Source organism: Klenkia terrae, from assembly GCF_900491935.1.
Classification (GTDB): Bacteria; Actinomycetota; Actinomycetes; order Mycobacteriales; family Geodermatophilaceae; genus Klenkia; species Klenkia terrae.
The window spans coordinates 3,329,526-3,348,043 of sequence record NZ_UEXK01000004.1 but is presented as its reverse complement, the minus strand read 5'-3'; the positions used below and the strand labels follow the sequence as shown (position 1 = coordinate 3,348,043).

Here is an 18,518-nt window from a genome sequence, read left to right as displayed (position 1 = left end):
CGCCCAGGGCGTCCGCCGCCGACCCGGTGGACCGGCCCGACGCGGTTACCGTGGTGGTCATGAGCGACGTCCCCTTCGGATTCGGCCCCTCCGACCGCGACCCGGAGCGGCGCGACCAGAACGGGCCCGGTGGCGGCGACCCCGCCGACCCCTTCGGCTTCGGCGCGCTGTTCGGCGGGGCCGGCGGCGGGTCGCCCGAGGACCTGCTGGGCAAGATGCCGCTGTTCGCCGAGCTGCAGAAGCTGATGTCGTGGTCCGGCGGCCCGGTGAACTGGGACCTCGCCCGGCAGGGCGCGATCAGCCAGCTCGCCGCCGGCCACCAGCCGACCTCGGCCGCCGAGCGCAGCGAGGTCACCGAGGCGCTGCGCCTGGCCGACCTGTGGCTGGACCAGGCCACCGAGCTGCCCTCGGGCGTCGAGCGCACGCTGGCCTGGTCCCGGGTGGACTGGCTGGAGCAGACGCTGCCCGCCTGGGGTGCGCTGATCGACCCCCTCGCCGAGCGCGTCGTGGCCGCCATGACCGCGGCGCTGCCGGCCGAGGCGGCGGCGATGGCCGGTCCGCTGGCCGGCGTGATGGGCCAGATGGGCGGGGTCATGTTCGGCGCGCAGGTGGGCCAGGCCCTGGGCAAGCTCGCCGACGAGGTCGTCACCAGCACCGACGTCGGGCTGCCATTGACCCCGGCCGGCACCGCCGCGCTGGTGCCGCAGAACATCGACGCCTTCCGCGAGGGCCTGGACCGCCCCGAGGAGGAGGTCCGGCTGTTCCTCGCCCTGCGCGAGGCGGCCCACCAGCGGCTGTTCGCCCACGTGCCGTGGCTGCGCCAGCAGATCACCGACGCCGTGCACGCCTACGCCCGCGGCATCCACGTCGACGCCGACGCCATCCAGCGCGGCCTCGAGGACGCGATGGGCGGCATGGAGGGCGGGTTCGACCCGCAGGACCCGGAGAAGCTGCAGCAGCTGCTGGGCAGCGGCGTCCTGGAGCCGGCCGAGACCCCCGAGCAGCAGCGCGCGCTGCTGCGCCTGGAGACCCTGCTGGCCCTGGTCGAGGGCTGGGTCGACGTGGTCGTCACCGCGGCCGCCGGGCAGCGGCTGCCCGGGCACGGCGCGCTGGCCGAGACCATGCGGCGCCGCCGGGCGTCGGGCGGCCCGGCCGAGCAGACCTTCGCCACGCTGGTCGGGCTGCAGCTGCGGCCCCGCCGGCTGCGCGACGCGGCCACCGTCTGGGCCGCGATGGCCGCCCAGCACGGCACGGAGGCCCGCGACGGGCTGTGGTCGCACCCGGACCTGCTGCCCTCGGCCGAGGACCTCGACGAGCCGCTGGACTTCGTCGGCCGGCAGGGTCAGCGGACGGCGGCCGAGACCGCGGCCGAGCAGGACGAGTTCGACCGGCTCACCGCCGGGCTGGACCTGGACGAGAGCACCGACGAGAGCACGGACGAGGGCGACGACAGCACCGGGGACGCCCAGGAGCCCCCGAAGCCGGCCTGATCACTCCGGCGCGATCACTCCTGCGCGGAGCCGGTCCCGGTGCGCGCCTCGACGCCCTCGAGGTAGCCCAGGGCCCGCTCCGCGCGGGGGTACCGCTCCACCAGCGCCCAGAACGCGGCGTCGTGGGCGGGCTCCAGCAGGTGGGCCAGCTCGTGCACCAGCACGTAGTCCACGACGTACTCGGGCATGTCCCGCAGCCGGCTGGACAGCCGGATGGTGCCGTCGGCCGGGGTGCAGGAGCCCCAGCGGCGGTGCTGGTTGTCCACCCACCGCACGCTGCTGGGCAGCACCCCGCCCAGGTAGGCCTCGGACAGGCCGCGGGCCCGCACCATCAGCTCGTCGTCGCTGCCCAGGGTCCGGCGGCCGCGGTGCTCGCGGGTCTCCAGCTTGGCCACCATCCGGTCGACCCAGGTCCGCTCCTCGGAGCGGCTGAACGAGGCGGGGATCAGCACCACGGTGCGGCCGTCCTGCCGGTAGGCGGTGACGGTGCGCCGCCGGCGGGTGCTGCGCCGCACCTCGACGGGCCCTGCACCGCCGACCGACAACGCACCGGCCGACGGGTCGCTCGAACGGGGACGCGGGGTGGTCGGGTGCTGCACGCACGCACCGTAACCACCGCGGCCGGGTTCGCCCAGCCCACCGACACCCGGTCGGGTGCAGGTGCACACCGACGGTGGACACCGGGTGCGTCCACACCCTCCACCCGCCCGCGGACTGGCCCGCGGACCCGGGGACACCGTCCTGTCCCCCGCTCGTGCACAGCGCCACGCCGAGCACTCCCCACGTGCTCCACAACCTTGTCCACAGGCTGTGGGCGGAGCGGGCCGGCGCGTCGTCCCGGCTGCCAGGCTCCGCCGGTGACCGACAGCCATCGCCCCCTCCTGCCGCGGGCCGTGCCCGTGCTGCGGGTCGCGCCCGGGACCCTGCAGGTCGGCGGGGTCGACGGCGACCCCGGCCTCCGGGTGGGTCCGCTCCCGGCCGGCGGGGCGCAGGCCCTGGCCGTGCTGCTGCGCGGGCTGGACGGCGACCGGCCGGTGGGCGCCGTCCTGGCCGAGGCGGTCGCCGCCGGGCTCGACCCGGCGGTGGTGTCCGATGTGCTCGACGGGCTGCGCGCGTGCGGCCAGCTGCTGGACGTCTCCTCCGCCGACCTGCTCGCCGCCGCCCACACCCCGGCCGCCCGGGCGCGCACCGAGGTGGAGCTGCCCGCGGCGCTGCGCACCGGCAGCCCCGGGGCCTGGCGCCGGCGGCGGGTCGCGGCCGTGGTCGTGGACGGCGCCACCCGGGTCGGGGTGCCGCTGGCGGCGATGCTGGCGGCCAGCGGGGTCGGCCGGGTGCACGTGCGCGACCGCGGCACGGTGGGCGCCGCCGACACCGTCGTGGGTGGGCTGTCGGCCGCCGACGAGGGCCGCCCGCGCACCCTGGCCGCCGCCGACGCCGTCCGCCGGGCCGCGCCGGAGGTCGACCTGCGGCCGCTCCCCCCGGGCACCGTCCCGGACCTGCTCGTGCTGACCCGGCCCTGGGCAGCCGTCGACCCGCTGCTGGGCCACCTGCACACCGCGCGGGTGCCGCACCTGGTGGCCACCGTCCGCGGTGAGGTGGGCGTGGTGGGACCGCTCGTGGTCCCCGGCCGGACCGGGTGCCTGCGCTGCGCGGAGGCCACCCGCACCGACGCCGCCCCCGGCTGGCCGGCCCTGGCCACCCAGCTGCGGGAACCACCCACCGCCCGCACCGGTCCGCCGGCCGGGCCGGTGACCGGCAGCACCGGCCTGTGCGCGGCCACCGCGGTCACCGCCCTCACCCAGGCCCTGGCCCACCTCGACGGCACCGCTGCGCCGCTGGCCCTGGACGCCGCGCTCGAGCTCCGCTCCCCCGATCTGCTGCCGCACCGGCGGGCCTGGCCACCCCACCCGGCGTGCGCGTGCCGCACGGCGGGACCCCGGTGACGGGCCGTCCCGGCGGGCCGGGCCGCGAACAGGGACACTGGGGGGCGTGACGGACAGCGGGCGGGACATCCCACGCGGCAGCGTGTCGCGGACGGCCAAGCTGGCGTCGCTCCCGCTGGGGGTCGCCGGGCGCGCGACGCTCGGCATCGGGCGGCGGCTGTCGGGCCAGTCGGCCGAGCAGGTGTCGGCCGACCTGCAGCAGCGCACCGCCGAGCAGCTGTTCGCGGTCCTGGGCCAGCTCAAGGGCGGGGCGATGAAGCTCGGCCAGACGCTGTCGGTCTTCGAGGCCGCCGTCCCCGAGGAGCTGGCGGCGCCCTACCGCGAGGCGCTGGTCAAGCTGCAGGAGGAAGCGCCGCCGATGCCGGTGCGCACCGTGCACGCGGTGCTGGCCCAGCAGCTGGGCGGCACCTGGCGGACCCGGTTCAGCGACTTCGACGACGTGCCCGCCGCGGCGGCCAGCATCGGCCAGGTGCACCGCGCCACCTGGCGCGACGGCCGGGACGTGGCGGTCAAGATCCAGTACCCGGGTGCGGGCCCGGCGCTCATGGCCGACCTGAACCAGCTGGCCCGCTTCGCCCGGATGTTCGCCGTCCTGTTCCCGGGGATGGACGTCAAACCGCTGATCACCGAGCTCAAGGCGCGGGTGGCCGAGGAGCTCGACTACGCGATGGAGGCCGACTCGCAGCGGGCCTTCGCCGGCGCCTACGCCGGTGACCCGGACATCGCCGTGCCGCGGATCGTGGCCAGCGCGCCCAAGGTCATCGTCTCGGAGTGGATGGAGGGCACCCCGCTCTCGAAGATCATCACCTCGGGCACCAAGGAGCAGCGCGACCGGGCCGGGCTGCTGATGTCCACGCTGCACTTCTCCGGCCCGACCCGCGCCGGGCTGCTGCACGCCGACCCGCACCCGGGCAACTTCCGGCTGCTTCCCGACGGTCGGCTGGGCGTCATCGACTTCGGCGCCGTGGCGCGGCTGCCCGGTGGCTACCCCGAGCCGATCGGCCGGCTCGTCCGGTGGGCGCTGGAGGGCCGGGCCGACGACGTGCTGGCCGACCTCCGGGCCGAGGGCTTCATCCGGCCGTCGGTCGAGGTCGACGCACAGGCGATCCTGGACTACCTGCTGCCGCTGCTGGAGCCGGTGGCCGCCGACCGGTTCCACTTCAGCCGGGCGTGGATGCAGGACCAGGCGACCCGGGTCGGTGACCCGCGCAGCGAGGCCAGCCGGCTGGGCCGCCAGCTCAACCTGCCCCCGGCCTATCTGCTCATCCACCGCGTCACGATCGGGTCGATCGGCGTGCTCTGCCAGCTCGACGCCGAGGCCGACTTCCGCTCGGTCATCACCGAGTGGCTGCCCGGCTTCGCGGGCGAGCCCGCGCGCTGACCGCGCCGGAGGCCCCCCGGTGACCAGCTGACCTGGTCACCGGGGGGCGGTGCCGTACCCACCGTCCTAGCGGACGGCGGCGCTGGCGCGGGCCGCCCGGCGCGTGGCGCGCTCGGCCCGGCGGGCCCAGCGGCGTGCGGCGACGACCCGGCGGGCCCGGGCGGCCGCGTCGGCGTCGGCCATCAGGTCGGCCTGGCGGATGCGCGCCACGTCGAACCGGTCGTAGCGGTGCAGGTCCATCTCTCCCCCTCCCGGGGTGTCGGTGGTGGTCGGTGAGGTGGTCATGCGGCGACCTTCCGCGGCCGGCCCCGTGGGCGCTTGCGGGCGATCACGACCCCGTGGTCGAAGATCTGCCCACCCCAGACGCCCCAGGGCTCGGCCCGGGCGAGGGCCCCGGCCAGGCAGGCGGCCTGCAGGGGGCAGGTCGCGCAGAACTCCTTGGCCTGCTCCAGCCGGTCCGGGGTCTCGGCGAACCAGAGGTCGGCGTCCTCGGTCCGGCAGGGCAGCGCCGTGGGCAGGGGTCGCTCGAGCTCGGCCCGCGGGACGGACACCGGTCGCTCGATCGTGTGCTGCACGGTCGGTCCTCTCCTCGTGTGCTCGCGGTCGACGGAGGCCCGCCGACCAGGTGGTCGGTGGGATCGACGGCACGAAGAAGGCCGCGGATCCCGGGTGTCCGGGTTCCGCGGCCTCGAGGGGACCGACCTGAGCGCTAGCTCAGGGGGTCTCTCGGGGGCAGGTCACCCGGGGTGGTGCTGTTCAGCTGGACGACGCCGGTCGGCAGACCGGTCATCGGGACGTCGACGGCCGGACGGAGCCGGACCGCGGTGCCCGCAGGCAGACCGGTGGCGCGCTCGGCAGCGGTGACGCCACGGGCGGCCCAGGCATCCAGGCCGCGCACGGCGAAGGCCCCGGCGTAGGACGGGGCCTTCGTGGCGGTGGTGGAGATCAACGTGACCCCTCCTCTCGGGGCTCGGGGAATCGGCCGGTGGGCCGTTCCCGGTGCGGGCGGTGCGTGTGCGGCTGAGGTTAGGGGACCCCGCGGAACGGGGTCAACGCAATTAATCCGCGAGTTCTCCGTCGACCGCGGCGAGCACGTCGACGCCGTACAGCTCGAGCTTGCGGGCCCCGATGCCCGGCAGCGCGGACAGCTCGGTCAGCGACCCCGGCCGGGTCTCGGCGATGGCCTGCAGCGTCGCGTCGTTGAAGACCACGTACGCCGGGATGGACGCCTGCGCCGCGGTGGCCGCCCGCCATGCCCGCAGCCGCTCGAACAGCTCGCCGGCCGGCCCCTCCAGGACGACCTCCACCCGGCGGGCCACCCGGGTGCGCACCGGCACGGGCGCGTCGGGCGCCAGCCCGGTGAGGAACCTGCTGCGCGGACGGACCCGCTTGCCGCCGGGCTGGCGGGCCAGCGACCAGGACAGGGTCAGCTGCTCCCGCGCCCGGGTGACCGCGACGTAGAGCAGCCGGCGCTCCTCCTCCACGGCGTCGGGGCGGGCCAGCGACTGCGCGATGGGCAGCACGCCGTCCACCAGCCCCACCACGAAGACGGCGTCCCACTCCAGCCCCTTGGCCGCGTGCATCGAAGCCAGGGTGACCCCCTGCACGGTGGGCGCGTGCTGGGCGTTGGCCCGCTCGGCCAGGTGGCCGACGAACCCGGCCAGGGTCAGGGTCGGCTGCTCGGCGACCAGGTCCACGGCCAGGTCGACCAGCGCCGACAGCGACTGCCAACGGTCGCGGGCCGCACCGCCGGGCGGCGGCCGGTGCTCGACCCAGCCCACCGAGGCGAGCACGTCGCGGACGGCGGGGACCAGCGGGCTGCCGTCGTCCCGGCCGGCGGCGGCCCCGCGCAGCAGCAGCACGGCCTCGCGCACCTCGGGCCGCTCGAAGAACCGCTCGCCGCCCTTGAGCACGTAGGGAACCCCGACGTCGGCCAGGGCCGACTCGTAGACCTGGGACTGGGCGTTGATCCGGAACAGCACGGCGATCTCGGCCGCGGGCAGCCCGGAGTCGACCAGCTCCCGGCAGGCGGCGGCGACCGCGGCGGCCTCGGCCGGCTCGTCGGGGTGCTCGAGGAACCGCGGCTCGGGCCCGGCGGCCCGCTGCCCCATCAGCCGCAGCCCCGGCAGGCCGGTGCGCCGGGGGGCCATGCCGATCAGCTTGTTGGCCAGCCCGACCACCTCGGGGGTGGAGCGGTAGTCGCGCTCGAGCTTGACCACCTCGGCGTCGGGGTAGCGGTCGGCGAAGCCGAGCAGGTAGTCCGGGTCGGCGCCGGTGAAGGAGTAGATGGTCTGGTGCGGGTCGCCGACCACGCACAGCTCGGCCCGGCCACCCAGCCAGGCGTCCAGCAGCCGCTGCTGCAGCGGGTTGACGTCCTGGTACTCGTCGACCACGAAGTGCCGGTACTGGCCGCGCACCTCGCGCGCGACGTCCCGGTGCTCCTCGAGGGCGTAGGCGGTGACCAGCAGGAGGTCCTCGAAGTCCAGCGTGCCGTCGCGCTGCTTGGCCTGCTCGTAGCTGGCGTAGACCGCCGCGACCGCGGCCGGCTCGAAGGGCGCCTCCCGGCCGGCGGCCCGGGCCCGCGCCGGGTAGTCGTCGGGGGTGGCCAGCGTCGTCTTGGCCCACTCGATCTCCCCGGCCAGGTCACGCAGGCTGGCCCGGTCGGTGGTCAGCCGGTGCCGGGTCGCCGCCCCGGCGACCACGCGCAGCTTGTTCTCCACCAGCTCAGGCAGCGGGCCGCCCAGCACGCGGGGGGCGAAGTAGCGCAGCTGCCGCATGGCGGCGGCGTGGAAGGTGCGGGCCTGCACCCCGCCCACGCCCAGGGCCGACAGCCGGCCGCGCAGCTCGCCGGCCGCCCGGGCGGTGAAGGTCACCGCCAGGACCTGCTCGGGGGTGTAGACGCCGGTGTGCACGCCGTAGGCGATCCGGTGGGTGATGGTGCGGGTCTTGCCGGTGCCGGCCCCGGCCAGGATGCAGACCGGGCCGCGCACCGCCGCGGCCGCGGCGCGCTGCTGCTCGTCCAGGCCGGCGAGCACGGCCTCCGCACCGGTCGGCCGTCGCTGCTCCTCGACCGTCACCCCCCGAGTCTGGCAGCCGGGTACGACAGGCCGGGGAAGCATCCCCGGGGCACCGGCGTTGGATCCGGAGCACGACCCGGGGACCCGCTGGTCACCGGCACCGACCGACGACGGAGGATCGAGCGCATGACTGCCGCCACCGCACCCGTGACCATGTACACCACGAGCTGGTGCGGGTACTGCGTCCGCCTCAAGAAGCTCATGCAGCGCGAGGGCATCGAGTGGGCCGAGGTCAACATCGAGACCGACGAGGGCGCCGCTGACCTGGTGATGAAGGCCAACGGCGGCAACCGCACCGTCCCCACGCTGATCTTCGCCGACGGCACCGCGCTGACCAACCCGAGCATCGACCAGGTCAAGGACCAGTTGTCGCAGACCTCCGGCGCGTGATCCCCCCGCCGCGGTCCTCCTCGGGTCATGATCACGGGGTCGCCGGCCGTGGGGAGCCGGTGGCCCCGCGGCCACCGGGGCCGCGGGTGCCGAGGGAGGACGTGGCGGTGGGCAGCCCCGTGAGCAGCGCGACGGCCGGGTCCGCGACGGCCGGGTCCCAGCCCGACGACGTCGTCCGCACCCCGGACGGCGACCCCGCCTTCGTCATCACCCGCACCACCCGCGGGTGGGCAGTGGTGACCCCGGCCGGGACCGAGCAGGCCGCCGACCTGGTCGAGGCGATGAGCCTGGCCGACCTGATCGCCGAGGACCTGGGCGCCTCCCCCGAGCCCGACCGCGACGCCCGCCGGGCCGCCCGAGGCACCGCGGCCGACGAGCCCGGCGCCGACCCGAGGGACCAGCAGCTGGCCGCGCTGCAGCGCTCGGTCGGCCAGCTCGAGCACGCGCTCGCCGCGCGGGTGTCGGTCGAGCGGGCCATCGGGGTGCTGGCGGTCCGCCGGGGCAGCTGCCCCCGCGAGGCCTTCGAGCAGCTGCGCCGCGAGGCCCGCTCCTCCGGTCGACCCGTGCAGGACCTGGCCCGCGAGGTGCTCAGCGACCTCGGCACCGGCACACCGCCGGCCGCCGTGCCCGCACCGGCCGGTCCGCCCCCGGTGGAGTCCCTCCCGGCGCCCGAGCGCCCGGCCCGCCGTCGCGTCGAGCGCTCGCGCACCCGGCAGACCGTCCTCGCCGAGGGCGAGCACTGAGCTCCCCGCTCCCGCTGACCCCCGCAGCCCTGGCCCGACGACTGGCCGGGCTGCTGGCCGACGCCGCCCCCTCTCCCGGTGCCGCTGCCCTGCGGGTGGCCGTGGACGGCCCCGACGTGGCCCGGCCGGCCGACCTCGCCGGTGCGGTCGCCGACCTGCTGCCGTCGCTGGGCAAGCCGGCCGCCGTCGTCCCGGCCGACGGGTTCCTGCGTCCCGCGTCGGTCCGCCTCGAGCACGGCCGCACCGACGCCGACGCCCGGTACACCGACTGGCTGGACGTCTCGGCGCTGGCCCGCGAGGTGCTCGACCGGGTCGGCCCGGGCGGCCCCGGCGACGTGCTGCCGCAGCTGTGGGACGTCGAGCGGGACCGCGCCACCCGGGCCGACCGGGTACCGGTCAGCGGCGTGGTGCTGGTGCCCGGTGCCCTGCTGCAGGGCGTGGGGCTGGCCTTCGACGTCGTCGTCCACCTGCGGGTCTCCCCCGCCGCCCGGCGCCGGCGCTTCCCGGCCGAGCAGGCCTGGGAGCTGCCGGCGTTCGACCGCTACGACGACGAGGTCGACCCGGTCGCCCTGGCCGACGCGGTCGTGCTCGCCGACCACGCCGACCGCCCCGCGCTGGTCCTGCAGGGCCGCTTCGGCTGAGTCGCTACTCGGCCAGCCAGGCGTCGATGAGGTGCCGGGCGATCGACACCGGCGGCGGCAGCGCGGCCGGGCCGTTGCCGCTGCGCAGCTCCTCGCGGCTGAACCAGCGGGCCTCCTCGATCTCGTCGTGGTCGACCTGCAGCTCGGTGCCGACGGCCCGCGCGGTGAAGCCGAGCATCAGCGACTGCGGGAACGGCCACGGCTGGCTGGACACGTAGCGGACGTCGGTGACCTCCAGCCCGACCTCCTCGGCGACCTCGCGGGCGACGGCGGCCTCGGCGGACTCCCCCGGCTCGACGAACCCGGCCAGGATCGAGAACCGCCCGGGCGGCCAGACGGCCTGCCGGCCCAGCACGCACCGGTCGCCGCCGTCGTGCACCAGCATGATCACCGCCGGGTCGGTGCGCGGGAACACCTCCTGGCCGGTGGTGGGGTCGCGCTGGGTCCAGCCGGACTTCTCGATGGTCGTGGCCGCGCCGGTGTAGGGGCTGAACCGGTTGCGCTCGTGCCACTCCACGATGCCGACCGCCTGGGCCAGCAGCCCGGCGTCCCGGGCGCCCAGGTCCGAGCCGATCTCGCGCAGCCCGCTCCAGGTGTCGACCGGGGTGCCGCTGATGGTCAGCGAGCGCTCCCCGCGGACGACGGCGTACGCGACGTCGTCGGCGTGGCCCAGGTAGATGCCGCCGGTCGGGAACTCGGCGCGCTGGTCCCACAGCAGCTCCGGGCCGGCCGCGCCCTCGTGCACCGGCACCGCGCGCTGGGCGTCGATCGTCAGCACCCGCACCGGCCGGCCGCGGGCCGGGTCGTCGAGGTCGCGGTCGAGGTGGCCGCGGTCGTGGCCGACCCGGGACAGCACCGGGACGTCGTCGGTGGTCGGGCCGCTGCTCTCGGGCCAGACGGCGACGTCGACGGGCAGCTCCGAGGGAGGCGGGTTGTCGGCCGGGCCGCTGCCGCCCGGCGGGGTGGCGGCCGGGTCGACCGGCGGCACGGTCATCGCTGCACCGGACCCAGGGCGGCCAGCTGGTCGGCGGTCGCGTCGGCGTCGCCCACCACGACCGCGGTGAGCCCGGCCGGGTGCAACCAGCGACGAGCGGCGGCGGTGACCTCGTCGAGGGTGACCGCGGCCAGGGCCGCCTGGTGCTCGGCCAGCCAGTCGGCCGGCAGGCCCGAGCCGATCAGCGCCGACAGCGTGCTGGCCAGCCCGGCGTGGGTCGCGGTCGCCAGCGCCGTGGTGCCCAGGATGTAGCGCCGGGCGGCGTCCAGCTCGGCCTCGGTCATCGGCACCAGCGCGATCCGGCCGAGCTCGTACACCGTCTCCAGCAGGGCCGGCCCGGTCACCCCGGTCGCGACGTCGGCGTCGACCAGGAACGACGACCCGGCCTGCAGGTGGTCCACCGAGCTGCGCGGGCTGTAGGTGTAGCCGCGCCGCTCGCGGATGTTCTCCACCAGCCGGGAGGAGAAGTAGCCGCCGTAGACCATGCTGGCCAGCCGCACGGCGGGCAGCTCGGGGTCCCGCCGGCCGGGGGCCGGGCCGCCGAGGCGGAGGTTGGACTGCACGGCGCCGGGCCGGTCGACCAGCAGCAGCGGGCCGACCGGGGCCTCCACCAGCAGGGGCGCGTCGACGGCGGTGCCGCTGCCGGTCCAGCCGCCCAGCGCCGCGGCGACCGCGTCGGTGGCCGCGGCCGGGTCGACATCGCCGACCAGCACCAGGGTGCTGCCGGCGGGGAGCACCCGCTCGCGGTGCAGCTTGCGCAGCGCCGCGGGGGTGATGGCGGCGACCTGCTCGGTCTCGGGCAGCTGGACGGCGTAGGGGTGGCTACCGTAGCGGCGGGTGGCCAGCGCGGTGCGGGCCACGACGCCGGGCTGGGAGCGGGCGATCGCGATCCGCTCGGCGACCCGGGCCTTCTCGGCGGCGACCTGGTCGGCCGGGTAGGTGGCCCGGCCCAGCAGCTCGGCCAGCACGCCGAGGACGGCGGGCAGGCCCGAGGGCAGCATCGTCGTCCCGAGCAGGAGGCGGTCGGGGTCGGCCGAGACCGACAGCTCGGCGCCCTCGGCCTGCAGCAGCTGGGCGATCTGCACCTGGTCGTGCGCGGCGGTGCCCAGCAGCACCGCGCCGGTCAGCACGGAGGTGCGGGCGACGTGGGCGGCCGCGGCCCGGGTCGAGGCGGCGGCGAACGGGATCCGCAGCCGCAGCTCGACCAGCGGGACGCCTGCGCGCGGGACGACGGCGACCTGCAGGCCGGTGTCCAGGGTGGTCAGGTGGACCTCGGGGACCGGCTGCGGGCGGGGGTCGCCCAGCGGCGGCACGAGGGACAAGTCCAGGACGGGCGCGCTCATCGGGTGGTCCCCTTGTCGGCGGTGCGCAGCTCCAGGACGGCGGCGGTGTCGGGCACCAGCCCGCGGGCGGCGTGCTGCACCGCCTCCGGGGTGACGGCGGCCAGCCGGGCGGCCAGCTCACCGGCCAGCTCGGCCCGGCCGTGGATCAGCTCGGCGGAGGCGAAGCCCAGCGTGCGGCCGAGCACGGAGTCGGCCCCGCGCAGCAGCTGGGCGCTGGTGCGGGCCTGCACCCGGGCGAGCTCGGCGGCGCCGACGCCGTCCTGGGCGACCTTGTCGATCTCCTCGTGCACGGCGTCGAGCACCCGCTGCGGGGTGACGTCGGCGGAGTGGTGCACCTGGGTGGTCAGCGTGGTGGCGTCCCGGACGTCGAACGGGTCGCCGAACAGGCCCACGTAGGAGGACTGCGCGACGGCCAGGTGGTCGCGGTGCACCAGCCGCAGCTCCAGGCGGGAGGCGTCGCCCTCGCTGAGCAGCTCGGACAGCAGCACCGTGCCCAGGTAGGTGTCCAGGTCCGCGACCGGGTCGGGCACCCGCCAGGCGATGGCCACCGCCGGGGCCGGGGCGAGCGCGTCGACGACGACGCCGTGCCGCGGGCCGGTCGGCGAGGCCTCGCCGGTGTAGGGCGTGGGCGGGGCGGCGCGGTGCGGGACGGCGTCGAAGTACCGCCGGACCAGCCGCTCGGTCTCGGCGACGTCGAGGTCGCCGCCCAGGCACAGCACGGCGTTGGCCGGGGCGTAGTAGCGGTCGAAGAAGTCCTTCGCGTCGTCGACCGTGGAGGACTCCAGGTCGACGAAGGAGCCGTAGCCGTCGTGGGTGTTGGCGAAGGACTCGAAGGCGATCTGCGGCAGCTGCAACCAGGGGAAGGCGCCGTAGGGCCGGTTGAGCACGTTGACCCGGATCTCCTCCTTCACCACGTCGATCTGGTTGCGGAGGTTCTCCTCGGTGATGGCCGGCGAGGCCATCCGGTCGGCCTCGAGGAACAGCGCGCGCTCCAGCGCCTCGGCCGGCAACGCCTCGAAGTAGTTCGTGTAGTCCTGGTGGGTCGAGCCGTTGAAGGAACCGCCGGCGGCCTGCACCAGGCGGGCGTGCTCCATCTTCGGCACGTGCGCCGACCCCTGGAACATCACGTGCTCGAAGAGGTGCGCGAACCCGGTGCGGCCCTCGGGCTCCGAGCGCATCCCGACGTCGTAGAAGACGCTCACCGCGACCACCGGGACGCTGGTGTCGGGGGCCAGGACGACCCGCAGCCCGTTGTCGAGGGTGAACCGCTCCACCGGGTGCCGCAGGGTCAGATCAGCACCGGGAGACGTCACGCCACCGAGCCTAGGTCGTCGCTCCCCGGTCCGTCACAGCACGTCGACGGCGTCGACGACGCGGTCGATGACGCCGTACAGCTCGGCGTGGGTGTTGGGGATCGACAGGTACAGCAGGGCCGGTGCCGGCCGGCCGGTGTCGATGACCACCAGGGCCGCGCGCTCGCCGGTGGCGTCGTAGCCGGCGGCGTCCCAGCTGAGCACGAACTCGTAGATCCAGGCCGGCGCCCCGTCCACGGTGATGGCCTCGTCGCGCAGCTCCTCGCGCTCGTTGGGCCCGGGGTAGTAGTTGGCCCGCACGCTCTGCGCGAGCGTCTCGATCGTGGCCTGCTCGCTGCCCGGCCCGGTCCAGCCGTACCCCTCGGCCACCGGCCCGGAGGTGATCTGGGCGATGAACTCACCGCCGTCGGGGACGCTGTCCTGGGTGGTGAAGTACTGCCCGCGCACCGACGTGGTCTCCAGCGGCACCGACAGCGCGTACTGGTACCAGCCGTCGCCCAGGTAGGGGTAAGAGATCCCGGCCTCGTCGTCGATGATCTGCACCGTGCCGGGGGCGAAGGTCGGGCCGGTGGCGGTCGGCCCGGCGACCACGGTCGGCGTGGGGTCGTCCGCGCTGCGCCGTGCGACGCCGCCGACGATCGTGACCACGAGGACCACCACGGCGGCGGCCACCGCGCCCAGCACCCAGACCGTGCGCCGGCTCCCACCGGCCGGGCGCACCGGCGGGGGCTGCCACGGCGCCGGGGGCGGCAGGTAGGTGCTCTCGCCGCGGGCGGTGGTGACCCCGGGACCGGCCGGGGTGAGGACGTCGGACCAGCCGATCCCGTTCCACCACCGCACCATCCCCGGGGCGCCGTCGGGGTCGGGGTAGTAGCCGGGCGGGGCGGTTCCCGGTCCGCTCACGGTCGCGTCCTCCCCGGTGTCACAGGTCGTCCCGGTCGGCGTTGTCCCGCCACCAGTTCAGCAGGTCCGACAGCCCGTCCTGACCGCCGCGGCCGGTGACCGAGGAGTACCCGGACCGGTCGTCCCAGGTCCAGGTCAGCACCGGAGCCCCGGCGTCGTCCAGCCCGCAGGACAGCCGGCCGACCGGTTCGTCGTCGAAGTCGGCCAGCCGCACCCAGCCCTGCTCGCCGTCGGAGCTGGAGCACTCGAACGCGTCGTCGCCCTCGAGCTGGGACAGCCCGGCGCGCTGCACCCCGGCGTCGAACGCCGCGCCGGCGGCCTCCGGCGAGACCAGCAGCTCGTAGGTCTGCGCGCTCGGCCCGTCGGCCGACGGGCTGACGCCGCAGTCCAGGCCGGTCAGCACGTCACCGTCGGCCTCCGTGCGCGTGCAGTCCCCCGGCACCACGTCGGTGGGCAGGCCCACCGCCAGCAGTGCCTGCTGGGCGTCGACGGTGGCCTCCTCCGCGTTGGAGGCGCGCACGGTGGCGACGACCGCCCACGTGCCCAGCGCGGCGGCCAGCAGCGCGAGCAGCACGACGAGGACCGTGCCGCCACGGCGGCGACCCGACGGCGCCGTTTGCGGCCGGCCCACCCACGGCGGCTGCCCCGGCGGCGGCGCGACCTGCTGACCGGCACCCTGCGGCCCCGGCTGACCGGGACCCTGCTGACCGGGACCCGGCTGACCGGGGCCCTGCTGACCGGGGCCCTGCTGACCGGGGCCTGGCTGACCGGGGCCCTGCTGACCGGGGCCCTGCTGACCGGGGCCCTGGTGGGGTGGCCCCTGCTGCTGGGCGGGCTGGACCGTGGTCGGGCTCGGCTGAGGACGCAGCGCGGTCCCGGCGCGGCCGGGGTCACCGCCCTGCACGCCGACCGTGGTGGGCGCGGTGCCGTTCGGGCCCGGCGGGCGCTCGGCGGGCCGGGGCACCTCGATGCCGCTGACGCCCAGGGCCGCGCGGGCGGCGGCGGCCATGCCGCCGGCCGAGGTCCAGCGATCCGCCGGGTCCTTCGCCAGACCGCGGAGCACCACGCCGTCGAGCACGTCCGGGATCCCCGGCCGGACTGCGCTGGGTGGCTCCGGGGGTGTGTTGACGTGGGAGAACATCTGGCTGACCGCGTCGCCGGGCGGGAACGGACGACGCCCGGTCAGCGCCTCGAACAACACGCAGGCCAGCGAGTAGACGTCGGTGGCCGCCGACAGCTGCCGGCCGTGGAACCGCTCGGGGGCCATGTACTCCGTGCTGCCGATGGTCAGGCCGGTGCCGGTGAGCGAGGGACCGGTCTCCTCCCCCACCGGGCGGGCGATGCCGAAGTCGACCAGGTAGACGAAGTCGTCGCCGGCCACCGAGTCGGCCAGGTCCCCGCCGTCGGCCCGGGCCACCAGCAGCACGTTGGAGGGCTTGACGTCGCGGTGCACCAGGCCGTCGGCGTGCGCGGCGTCCAGCGCACGGGCGACCTGGCCGACGAGGTCGACGGCCCGGGCCGGGTGCAGCGGACCGGTGCGGCGCAGGAGCGAGGCGAGGTCCTCCCCCTCCACCAGCCGCATGTCCAGGAACAGCCGGCCGTCGATCTCGCCGTAGCGGTGGATGGGCACCACGTGCGGTTCGCGCAGCCTGGCCACGACGCGGGCCTCGCGGCGGAAGCGCTCGCGGTAGGACTCGTCGCCGGCCCACTGCGGATGCAGCACCTTGAGCGCCACCTCGCGCTCGTGCTCGGCGTCCAGGGCGCGGACGACCTCGCCCATGCCGCCCTGGCCGAGCACGCCGAGCACCCGGTAGGGGCCGAACTGGTCGCCGTCCTCCATCGTCGGTCCCCTGCTCAGCGGTCGAAGGGGACGGTGGCCAGCTCGCGCCACAGGTGGGCCGCGGCCTCGGCGCCGCGGGGCAGCATCGGCAGCAGCACGCGCTCGTTGGGCGCGGGGATGCGGTCGGTGGGCAGGCCGGCGCCCCGGAACAGCAGGGGGGCGCCGAGCACGGCGACCAGGTCGGCCTCGGGCCCGCTGCCGCCCTCACGGGTGAACAGCACGTCGCCGGCCGACCGGTCGAAGGCCTGCCCGATGGCCGTGAGCAGCGCCGCCATCGCCGGGTGGTCCAGGTCGCTGGCGCACGGGCTGACCCCGCCTTCGGGGACGTGCACGTCGGCCTCGATGCCGGCCGGCACGTGCTCGGCGACCCAGCTGCGCAGCTGGTCGCCGAGGTCGGCGGGCACCTGGTCGGCGACGAGGCGGAAGGTGACCTTGGCGTGCGCCTCCGCCGGGATGATCGTCTTGTGGCCGGGGCCGGTGTAGCCGCCCCACATGCCGTTCACCTCGGCGGTCGGCCGGGCGCCGATGCGCTCCAGCGTGCTGAACCCGGCCTCCCCGGCGGCCGCCCGGGACGCCGCCGGGCCGGCGAGCCAGGCCTCCTCGTCGAAGGGCACCCGGCCCATCAGCTCCCGCTCGCGGTCGGTGAGCGGGCGGACCTTGTCGTAGAACCCGGGCAGGGTGACCCGGCCCTGGTCGTCGTGCAGCGCGGCCAGCAGCGACGCCATGGCGTGCAGCGGGTTGGGCACGCCGCCGCCGAACGAGCCGGAGTGCAGGTCCACGCCGGGGCCCCGCAGGGTGATCTCGGCGTCGGCCAGCCCCCGCATGGCGGTCACCGCGCTGGGCACGTCGGGGGCGGCCATGCCGGTGTCGCTGACCACCACCACGTCGCAGGCCAGCCGCTCGCGCTGCGCCGCCAGGAGGGCCGGGAAGTGCGGGGAGCCCGACTCCTCCTCGCCCTCGACCAGCAGCTTCACGGTGACGGCCGGGGTGTCCCGGCCGGTGGCGGCCAGGTGCGCCCGGATGCCCAGCAGGTGGAAGGCGACGTTGCCCTTGTCGTCGATCGCCCCGCGGGCGTGCAGCTCGGGGCCCAGCTCGGTCTCGACCCGGGTGGGCTCGAACGGCGGGTGCGTCCAGGCGTCCTCCGGGGTCACCGGCTGCACGTCGTGGTGGCCGTAGACCAGGGCGACCGGCGCCCCGGCGTCGGCCGACGGCCACTCGGCGTAGACCGCGGGGGCGCCCGGCGTCGGCCAGACCTCCACCACCGGGAACCCGACCCGCCGCAGCGCGCCGGCCAGCCAGTCGGCGCTGGCGGCGACGTCGGCGGCGTGCGCGGGGTCGGCGGAGATCGACGGGATGCGCAGCCAGGCATCCAGGTCGGCGTCGAGGTCGTCGAGGTGCGCGGACACNCCGACCCGCCGCAGCGCGCCGGCCAGCCAGTCGGCGCTGGCGGCGACGTCGGCGGCGTGCGCGGGGTCGGCGGAGATCGACGGGATGCGCAGCCAGGCATCCAGGTCGGCGTCGAGGTCGTCGAGGTGCGCGGACACGAAGTCCCGCTCGGGGTTCTGGCTCACCCGGCGACCGTAACGCGCCCGCACCGGTCCCCCGGGCTACGTTGCCCGGCATGGGCGCTGGGCAGCTGCAGGTGGACGTCGGGGACCTGGTCTTCGACGTGCGGACCGACGGACCCGAGGACGGGCGGCCCGTGCTGCTGCTGCACGGGTTCCCGCAGACCTCGCTGTCCTGGTCGGCGGTCACCCCGCTGCTGGCCAAGGCGGGGCTGCGCACCTACGCACCCGACCAGCTGGGCTACTCCCCCGGTGCACGTCCCGGGGAGACCGACGCCTACGCGCTGCCCGCGCTGGCCGCGGTGACCGCGGACCTGATGACGGCGCTGGACATCCCGACCGCCGACGTCGTGGGGCACGACTGGGGCGCCAACGTGGCCTGGGCGCTGGCCGGCTGGCACGCCGACCGGGTGCGCACGCTGACCGCGGTGTCGGTCCCGCACCCGACGGCCTACACCCTGGCCTACCGGGCCGACCCGGAGCAGAAGGAGCGCTCGGCCTACATCAAGCTCTTCTGGCAGGCCGGCAAGGCCGAGCGCGTGCTGCTGGAGGACGACGCCCGGCGGCTGCGCCGGGTGCTGGGCGACGTCCCGGCCGAGGCGGTGGACACCTACGTGGCGCACCTGTCCGCGGCGGGCGCGCTGACCGCGGCGCTGGACTGGTACCGGGCGATGAGCTCGAGCACGCCGCTGGACCCGGTCGGGGTGCCCACCACCTACGTCTGGAGCGACGAGGACATGGCCGTGGGCCGCACCGCGGCGGAGGCGTGCGCCGACCAGGTGACCGGGGACTACCGGTTCGTCGAGCTCACCGGCATCTCGCACTGGATCCCGGAGAAGGCCCCCGAGGCGCTGGCCGCGGCGATCCTGGACCGGGTCGCCCGCGGCTGAGCCCA

Annotated in this window: 17 protein-coding genes and 2 pseudogenes; 8 read left to right on the top strand and 11 right to left on the bottom strand. The window is 76.3% G+C overall.

The genetic code is table 11. From position 1 onward, the window contains the following. Window positions 1–59: 59 nt before the first annotated feature. Window positions 60–1,490 (top strand): zinc-dependent metalloprotease, encoded by a 1,431-nt coding sequence (locus LFA75_RS16740; protein WP_225234741.1) that lies wholly within the window; start codon window positions 60–62, stop codon window positions 1,488–1,490. Between the two features lie 14 nt (window positions 1,491–1,504). Here the strand turns inward: LFA75_RS16740 and LFA75_RS16735 are convergent, their stop codons facing one another. Next, window positions 1,505–2,089: a M48 metallopeptidase family protein gene (locus tag LFA75_RS16735; RefSeq protein ID WP_225234740.1), complete on the bottom strand. Its 585-nt coding sequence runs from the start codon at window positions 2,087–2,089 to the stop codon at window positions 1,505–1,507. 258 nt (window positions 2,090–2,347) lie between these two features. Here LFA75_RS16735 and LFA75_RS16730 point away from each other — a divergent pair, with 258 nt between their 5' ends. Together LFA75_RS16730 and LFA75_RS16725 are read left to right on the top strand one after the other, a co-directional pair. Next, window positions 2,348–3,433 carry a ThiF family adenylyltransferase gene (locus LFA75_RS16730; RefSeq protein WP_225234739.1) on the top strand — a complete coding sequence of 362 codons (1,086 nt, stop codon included), beginning with the start codon at window positions 2,348–2,350 and terminating at the stop codon, window positions 3,431–3,433. A gap of 46 nt (window positions 3,434–3,479) precedes the next feature. Further along, window positions 3,480–4,814 carry an ABC1 kinase family protein gene (locus LFA75_RS16725; protein ID WP_225234738.1) on the top strand — a complete coding sequence of 445 codons (1,335 nt, stop codon included), beginning with the start codon at window positions 3,480–3,482 and terminating at the stop codon, window positions 4,812–4,814. 66 nt (window positions 4,815–4,880) lie between these two features. Here LFA75_RS16725 and LFA75_RS16720 read toward each other — a convergent pair whose 3' ends face one another. From LFA75_RS16720 to LFA75_RS16705, 4 genes are all read right to left on the bottom strand, one after another. Further along, window positions 4,881–5,099: a hypothetical protein gene (locus LFA75_RS16720; protein WP_225234737.1), complete on the bottom strand. Its 219-nt coding sequence runs from the start codon at window positions 5,097–5,099 to the stop codon at window positions 4,881–4,883. After that, the gene (locus LFA75_RS16715; RefSeq protein ID WP_263639385.1) at window positions 5,096–5,389 is read right to left on the bottom strand and encodes a WhiB family transcriptional regulator; all 294 of its coding nucleotides are present in this window, start codon (window positions 5,387–5,389) and stop codon (window positions 5,096–5,098) included. Before LFA75_RS16715 ends, LFA75_RS16720 begins: the two co-directional genes overlap by 4 nt. Window positions 5,390–5,523: 134 nt before the next feature. After that, window positions 5,524–5,763, bottom strand: a complete 240-nt coding sequence (locus LFA75_RS16710; protein ID WP_225234736.1) for a hypothetical protein — start codon at window positions 5,761–5,763, stop codon at window positions 5,524–5,526. A 109-nt stretch (window positions 5,764–5,872) separates the two neighbouring features. After that, window positions 5,873–7,891: an ATP-dependent DNA helicase UvrD2 gene (locus LFA75_RS16705; RefSeq protein ID WP_225234735.1), complete on the bottom strand. Its 2,019-nt coding sequence runs from the start codon at window positions 7,889–7,891 to the stop codon at window positions 5,873–5,875. A gap of 126 nt (window positions 7,892–8,017) precedes the next feature. Here LFA75_RS16705 and LFA75_RS16700 point away from each other — a divergent pair, with 126 nt between their 5' ends. The 3 genes from LFA75_RS16700 to LFA75_RS16690 all read left to right on the top strand — a co-directional run bounded on the left by LFA75_RS16700 (window position 8,018) and on the right by LFA75_RS16690 (window position 9,665). Beyond that, window positions 8,018–8,281: a mycoredoxin gene (locus tag LFA75_RS16700; protein ID WP_225234734.1), complete on the top strand. Its 264-nt coding sequence runs from the start codon at window positions 8,018–8,020 to the stop codon at window positions 8,279–8,281. A 119-nt stretch (window positions 8,282–8,400) separates the two neighbouring features. Further along, the gene (locus tag LFA75_RS16695) at window positions 8,401–9,024 is read left to right on the top strand and encodes an ANTAR domain-containing protein (RefSeq protein WP_225234733.1); all 624 of its coding nucleotides are present in this window, start codon (window positions 8,401–8,403) and stop codon (window positions 9,022–9,024) included. Between the two features lie 101 nt (window positions 9,025–9,125). After that, window positions 9,126–9,665: a nucleoside/nucleotide kinase family protein gene (locus LFA75_RS16690; RefSeq protein WP_225234732.1), complete on the top strand. Its 540-nt coding sequence runs from the start codon at window positions 9,126–9,128 to the stop codon at window positions 9,663–9,665. A gap of 4 nt (window positions 9,666–9,669) precedes the next feature. Here the strand turns inward: LFA75_RS16690 and nudC are convergent, their stop codons facing one another. From nudC to LFA75_RS16670, 4 genes are read right to left on the bottom strand one after another with little or no spacing between them, the layout of a single operon-like run. Next, on the bottom strand, window positions 9,670–10,659 hold the full coding sequence (gene nudC, locus LFA75_RS16685) for an NAD(+) diphosphatase (protein WP_225234731.1): 990 nt from the start codon (window positions 10,657–10,659) through the stop codon (window positions 9,670–9,672). Beyond that, on the bottom strand, window positions 10,656–12,002 hold the full coding sequence (locus tag LFA75_RS16680) for a M16 family metallopeptidase (protein ID WP_404820947.1): 1,347 nt from the start codon (window positions 12,000–12,002) through the stop codon (window positions 10,656–10,658). The genes nudC and LFA75_RS16680 overlap by 4 nt, the downstream gene beginning before the upstream one ends. Beyond that, window positions 11,999–13,315 carry a M16 family metallopeptidase gene (locus tag LFA75_RS16675; RefSeq protein WP_225234730.1) on the bottom strand — a complete coding sequence of 439 codons (1,317 nt, stop codon included), beginning with the start codon at window positions 13,313–13,315 and terminating at the stop codon, window positions 11,999–12,001. The genes LFA75_RS16680 and LFA75_RS16675 overlap by 4 nt, the downstream gene beginning before the upstream one ends. Window positions 13,316–13,348: 33 nt before the next feature. After that, window positions 13,349–14,218 (bottom strand): DUF2510 domain-containing protein, encoded by an 870-nt coding sequence (locus LFA75_RS16670; RefSeq protein ID WP_225234729.1) that lies wholly within the window; start codon window positions 14,216–14,218, stop codon window positions 13,349–13,351. Window positions 14,219–14,234: 16 nt separating this feature from the next. Here LFA75_RS16670 and LFA75_RS24155 point away from each other — a divergent pair. Beyond that, window positions 14,235–14,966, top strand: a pseudogene (locus tag LFA75_RS24155) (hypothetical protein); the annotation flags it as partial. A 285-nt stretch (window positions 14,967–15,251) separates the two neighbouring features. On the opposite strand, the pseudogene LFA75_RS24150 reads toward LFA75_RS24155, so the two are convergent. Both LFA75_RS24150 and LFA75_RS16655 read right to left on the bottom strand, forming a co-directional pair. Continuing rightward, window positions 15,252–16,058 (bottom strand): annotated as a pseudogene (locus tag LFA75_RS24150) (serine/threonine-protein kinase); the annotation flags it as partial. A 14-nt stretch (window positions 16,059–16,072) separates the two neighbouring features. After that, on the bottom strand, window positions 16,073–17,464 hold the full coding sequence (locus tag LFA75_RS16655; protein ID WP_455428482.1) for a M20/M25/M40 family metallo-hydrolase: 1,392 nt from the start codon (window positions 17,462–17,464) through the stop codon (window positions 16,073–16,075). 215 nt (window positions 17,465–17,679) lie between these two features. Here LFA75_RS16655 and LFA75_RS16650 point away from each other — a divergent pair, with 215 nt between their 5' ends. Next, window positions 17,680–18,513 carry an alpha/beta fold hydrolase gene (locus LFA75_RS16650; RefSeq protein ID WP_225234727.1) on the top strand — a complete coding sequence of 278 codons (834 nt, stop codon included), beginning with the start codon at window positions 17,680–17,682 and terminating at the stop codon, window positions 18,511–18,513. The last annotated feature ends 5 nt before the right edge of the window (window positions 18,514–18,518 follow it).

What these genes read in the sequence shown, in the direction of transcription:
- nudC (WP_225234731.1), bottom strand. Translation starts at nt 10,659, where the DNA reads ATGACCGTGCCGCCGGTCGACCCGGCCGCCACCCCGCCGGGCGGCAGC.
- LFA75_RS16680 (WP_404820947.1), bottom strand. Translation starts at nt 12,002, where the DNA reads ATGAGCGCGCCCGTCCTGGACTTGTCCCTCGTGCCGCCGCTGGGCGAC.
- LFA75_RS16720 (WP_225234737.1), bottom strand. Translation starts at nt 5,099, where the DNA reads ATGACCACCTCACCGACCACCACCGACACCCCGGGAGGGGGAGAGATG.
- LFA75_RS16700 (WP_225234734.1), top strand. Translation starts at nt 8,018, where the DNA reads ATGACTGCCGCCACCGCACCCGTGACCATGTACACCACGAGCTGGTGC.
- LFA75_RS16650 (WP_225234727.1), top strand. Translation starts at nt 17,680, where the DNA reads ATGGGCGCTGGGCAGCTGCAGGTGGACGTCGGGGACCTGGTCTTCGAC.
- LFA75_RS16740 (WP_225234741.1), top strand. Translation starts at nt 60, where the DNA reads ATGAGCGACGTCCCCTTCGGATTCGGCCCCTCCGACCGCGACCCGGAG.